Origin of the sequence: Sporosarcina sp. E16_8 (assembly GCF_017347095.1) — a bacterium.
In the GTDB taxonomy this organism is placed as follows: Bacteria; Bacillota; Bacilli; order Bacillales_A; family Planococcaceae; genus Sporosarcina.
On sequence record NZ_JADPRZ010000092.1, the window covers coordinates 1 to 4,824 of the forward strand.

Genomic DNA, 4,824 nt, shown 5'->3' on the forward strand with positions numbered 1-4,824 from the left:
GCAGGGATATATGATCGCTCGCGCGGGGATATGCTCGGTTGAGTGGGATATATGATCGCTCGCGCGGGGATATGCTCGGTGGCAGGGATATATGATCGCTCGCGCGGGGATATGCCCGGTTGAGTGGGATATATGATTGGTTACTAGTTTTATTGATAGAAAAAAACGCTTCAAAGTTCATGAAGCGCTGACTCATGCTTATTTGTCTTTTCATTCATGGTATAGAAACTACCTTTCCCCTTCCCTTCGTGTGATAGTCCAGATCGGGCAAGGAATCTCGTTGTTACTTGTCGATCATTTAGCAGCATGAAACTTCTGAATTCCTTGTTGGTTATTCGGTTACCAATGAGACAAATCCAATCTGCAAGTGCATCTACATGACATCTTTGTCCGGTGTGATCACACATCTGGCACACCCATTTCTTATGCTTCCATTGCATTCCTCTGGTTTTGCATGCCGGGCAAATGACTCCGGGTAAAATATCGATTGGGGATATATTCATCAATTTGGTTATTGGGAACGGATCATATTCTTGATGGTTATTTCTTAATTCGAATGCTAATTTCCGTATGATATCTTTGCTAATGATTTCTTTGTCGACGGATAAGGAATACAAATAAGTCGGAGCTTCATTGGTGAATGTGATTTTAGTTTCGGGGACGTTTTCAACTATTAACTCATTGGTGAATGCGAAAGCAACGAGTCCGCTAATCGGGATATCGATTTTCCTTTGCTTTAGCCATTCTATGAGAAATAGTTGCTTGCGCTCAAGCTCAGCAATGGGGTTGCTCAGCACTTTTCGTTCTCCTGTAAGGGATTCCTGGATGAACTGTGTAGGGTTTGATTTCACAATTATTTTTCCAGCAATGTTTTTCACCTCGATAATAAGAATGAAAGCTGGCGTGATAAGAACCGAATCCATTTGAAAATAAACGCCGTTCTGTTTCAGGCAGACGTCATGCAGGATAGCGTGTGGATAAAGGGGTTTGAACTCTAGTAAATGCTTGTCAAAGTGTTGCTCCCCACCATAGCCTGCTTTTCGAATTCGAAACTCCTCTCTAACTCTTTGCATTTCGATATGTGACGGCTGTAATCGGGGCATTAATGCACTTAATCCAATTAGTTTCTTCGGTATTGATCGTTGTTTATAAATCAATTTTTCATCACCTCTTTAATATAATATCAGAATTTTTAGTTGATTTACACACTTTTAGTCAAAGCCGAATTATGTATTTGTTAAACAGTGGAATAATTGATATTTGATAGGTTTTTAAGCTTTATATTTGAGATTTGGTTGGTTGACGAGCGATATGCTCGCTTGCATTGGAATATGATCGCTCGCGCGCAGATATGCTCGGTTGACGAAGGATATGATCGCTTGCGCGGCGATATGCTCGGTTGTATTGGGATATGATCGCTCGCGCGCAGATATGCTCGGTGCAACACAGATATATGGTCGCTCCCCGATTCCACACACCAAAAAACCGCCAGCAAGAGGCGGTTTTTTGTGTTACAACGTGATATCACTTAAGAAGTTTTGGATGATGTGGTGCTCGGGTTCGTATGTTTTAATGGTATAGCCTTCTTTTTGTAGCCATTCGATGATTTCAGGGAGAGCTTTTGCTGTTTGACTGCGGTCATGTAGCAGAACGATGATGTTACGGTCGCCGGATTTATTGGCCTTGTTGACGCCGTCCCTGACGTTTTTGACGACTTTGTCAGCATCTTTGTCGGTGTATTTCCAATCGTTGGAGTCGACGTCCCAGTCCCACATTTTATAGTTGTTTTGATTGAGCTGTTTTTTCATAGCCGGCGTGACGTGCGGTTTGCTGCCGTATGGGACACGGATTAGTTTAGCATCTTTGCCGGTCATTTTATTGATGAGTTTCGTTCCTTCGTTCATTTCATCGATAAATGATTTTGTGGATTTATATACTTTGTCTTTGTCGTGTGTCATGCTGTGCGTGCCGATGTAGTGACCGTCGCTGGCAACTGTTTTAACGATTTTCTCGTTGTTTTTCATGTGTTTTCCTAGGAAGAAGAATGTACCGTGGACGTTATACTTTTTCAGGGTTGCGTTGTTGATTGTTGTGAATTTATTGGGACCGTCATCAAAGGTCAAGTAGATCGTTGTTGCGGATTTTGCTCCAGGTTTTTCTGGCTTGGTTGGTGGCTTAGCCGATGGTTTGGCCGGCTGTTTTTTGTCCAATAATTGTTTGATATGTTTTTCGTAATCAGCATGGCTCATATGCTCGTAGTCATCGCGAAAAATACGCAGCGTTTTCATTTTTTGGATGTATTCTACTTTGAAGCCCGTTTGTCTAGCGATGTATTTGGCGCTAATGTAGAGCGTGCCGTCGACGTCGACGATCGGAGACCAACTGAGTTCTACGCCGTCTTTGGATGTTAGTTTCGTTGATTCGTCATAGCTGATTACGATGCCTTTTTTTCGAAGATAAGTGACGCCTTGTTGTTTTTCTACCGGAATGTAGAGAACTTGTGTGATTTCGCTAAGTGGGATCTTCATATCGTTATCGATGACCCGGACGTCTTTAAAGTCCAATAATCGATCATGAAGTCCTATGTAATGTGTTGGTTTGTTTGCTAATGCCTCACCTTCAGTTGTGCCGAAAATTAAACTTATAATTAATACCGTACAGATGGTCAACATATTTCTTCTCACTCTAATTCCCCCCTTTCCATTCATTTATTTCCCTGTCCTTCCCCTTGCCAAAATAGGCCGACAGTTATAGCCGGCTTAGTAGATTATGCGACTGTAGTTCAAACATGCTTTTTTACGCAATATTGATAAATTGCCGCTGTTGCGATACAGTCACCGATTGCATCATGGGCATCATGTTCGAGCTGTAGAAATTCGGTCAATGTGGTTAGTTTATGATTCGGGGCTTCGGTAATTTCTTTTCTAGCTAGTTTGACGGTATCAATGACGATATACTCAGGGATGCTTATGCCATCGATGTTATCGAGCGCATATAGGAAACCCATATCAAACGACGCATTGTGGGCAATGATTGGTAAATCTCCGATGAATTCGAGCAGTTCTTCAATTTTTTGATCCATACTTGGTGCCGATTTGACCATTTCGTTTGAAATGCCTGTAAGTCGTGTAACGGTTTCTGGGATATGACGGAAGGGGTTGATGAATGTATTAAACATATCTTTCACTTCATGATTTACATACTTAATGGCACCAATTTGAATAATTTTATCGGCGCCAGCACGCAATCCCGTTGTTTCAAAATCGAGTACGATATAATCATTCACTAATTTGGATGATGATTTATATTTCTTATCTTTCGCGGCTCTTCTTGCTCCCCTGTTTTGTTGCTTCGGCTTCCCTTCAAGTAATTCGATGGCTTCTGTATTCCAGTTCGTCATGGATACACTTCCTTTTTTTGGGTATCTGGCCGTTGTTTAGTAGTAATTCTACTTATACTATTTAATACCCTTTTTTACAGCGCTTAATCTACAATAAAAACAAAAAAGGAGCTCTCAGTGTAACAGCTCCGGTTGAATGGGAGAAAATATTGAGGAACAACTTAAATAGGGGACATAATTCACATATGAATTGGTGTTTGCTTTTTTGTTGTCTTCTCAATGCTCTATTCAATTTGACATACTGATTCGTACATCAAAAGGTATGCAAATTGAAGACACCACATAAATTTACGTCTTGCGAAAGTTTTCACTTAAACTAACGGGGAAGTTTTGTTGAACAAGTTGTAAATTTAACATTTTAAAGTAAGAGCATTTCTTTGTAATGAGAAATGCTTTTAAATATTATCGTATTAAAAGAATATTTAAATAGAAGTAATAATATAATAAAGAACAACAATAGTTTATTGTAAATCGATAAATATTATGATAAAATCATGTTGTCATTAAATATGCGAGGTGTTTTAAATGAATGTTAAACGAGGTTCAACCACTTTCTTAAAGGTAATAATTTTTCTGATTGGAATTGCAGTGCTTGCCGTGTGTATATTTTTGTTGCCTGAAGCAGCCAGAAGAGACGCGATAGAGCGTCCAGGTGATTATTCGCTATATCCACTTTTGGTATGTGCATATGGAATATGTATTACGTTTTCTGTAGCGTTGTATCATGTATTTAAACTTTTAACCTATATCGAAAAGAACAATGCTTTCTCTCGGTTATCTCTTCAATCTTTGAAGGTAATAAAAAAATGCGCATTTACTGTCATTTTCTTCATTTTGTTAGCAATAGTTTATTTAAAGGTGCATGCTCAATTCACAGGTGATGATCCAGCAGGTCCTATATCACTAAGTCTAATGGGTATTTTAGCAACAAGTATCATCGCAGCCATTGTGGATGCACTTCAAAAGCCATTAAAAAATGTCTCAGATATTAAGTCGGAAAATGAATAACGGTTTGAGAAAGGCTAATTAACGAGGTATTTTTCATGAAACATGTTACCACACTCTTTTTAAAGCTAGCTGTTATTTTATAGGAATCCCAGTTCTTGCATTGTGCATATTTTCAGTGCCTCATTTGGCGAATTTCGCAGCAAAATTGTATCCAAATATTGCCCTAATGAAATATCTCGTTTTCAGCTTGATGTATGGAGCGGATATGCCTTTTCACTTTGGAACTAAGTAAATATCTAGGTCACAAAAAAGTTAAGTCCTACTCAAAACGGAATTCATACATGGATAGTCCTGTATCCATAGATTGCGTCCCTGAATGTTAATGCTGCATTCAAAGGTCCAATTGTTGACGGGGTTATCTGTCCAAGGCTTGATGGCTATACTGTCCATTAGAGTCTACAGAAAGGAAAAACGTC

General features: G+C 39.4%; 4 protein-coding genes and 1 pseudogene. 2 read left to right on the forward strand and 3 right to left on the reverse strand.

Annotated elements, in window-relative coordinates; all coding sequences use genetic code 11:
• Positions 1-170: 170 nt before the first annotated feature.
• The 3 genes from I2484_RS20640 to I2484_RS20650 form a co-directional block, all read right to left on the reverse strand.
• On the reverse strand, positions 171-1,157 hold the full coding sequence (locus I2484_RS20640) for a nuclease-related domain-containing protein (RefSeq protein WP_207152934.1): 987 nt from the start codon (positions 1,155-1,157) through the stop codon (positions 171-173).
• 354 nt (positions 1,158-1,511) lie between these two features.
• On the reverse strand, positions 1,512-2,684 hold the full coding sequence (locus I2484_RS21905) for a polysaccharide deacetylase family protein (RefSeq protein ID WP_207152935.1): 1,173 nt from the start codon (positions 2,682-2,684) through the stop codon (positions 1,512-1,514).
• Positions 2,685-2,782: 98 nt separating this feature from the next.
• Positions 2,783-3,400: a 3'-5' exonuclease gene (locus tag I2484_RS20650; protein WP_207152936.1), complete on the reverse strand. Its 618-nt coding sequence runs from the start codon at positions 3,398-3,400 to the stop codon at positions 2,783-2,785.
• Positions 3,401-3,925: 525 nt separating this feature from the next.
• On the opposite strand from I2484_RS20650, the gene I2484_RS20655 reads away from it, so the two are divergent.
• Both I2484_RS20655 and I2484_RS21765 read left to right on the forward strand, forming a co-directional pair.
• Positions 3,926-4,408, forward strand: a complete 483-nt coding sequence (locus I2484_RS20655) for a DUF2975 domain-containing protein (RefSeq protein WP_207152937.1) — start codon at positions 3,926-3,928, stop codon at positions 4,406-4,408.
• Between the two features lie 35 nt (positions 4,409-4,443).
• Positions 4,444-4,628: pseudogene (locus tag I2484_RS21765) on the forward strand (DUF2975 domain-containing protein); the annotation flags it as partial.
• Positions 4,629-4,824 lie beyond the last annotated feature (196 nt).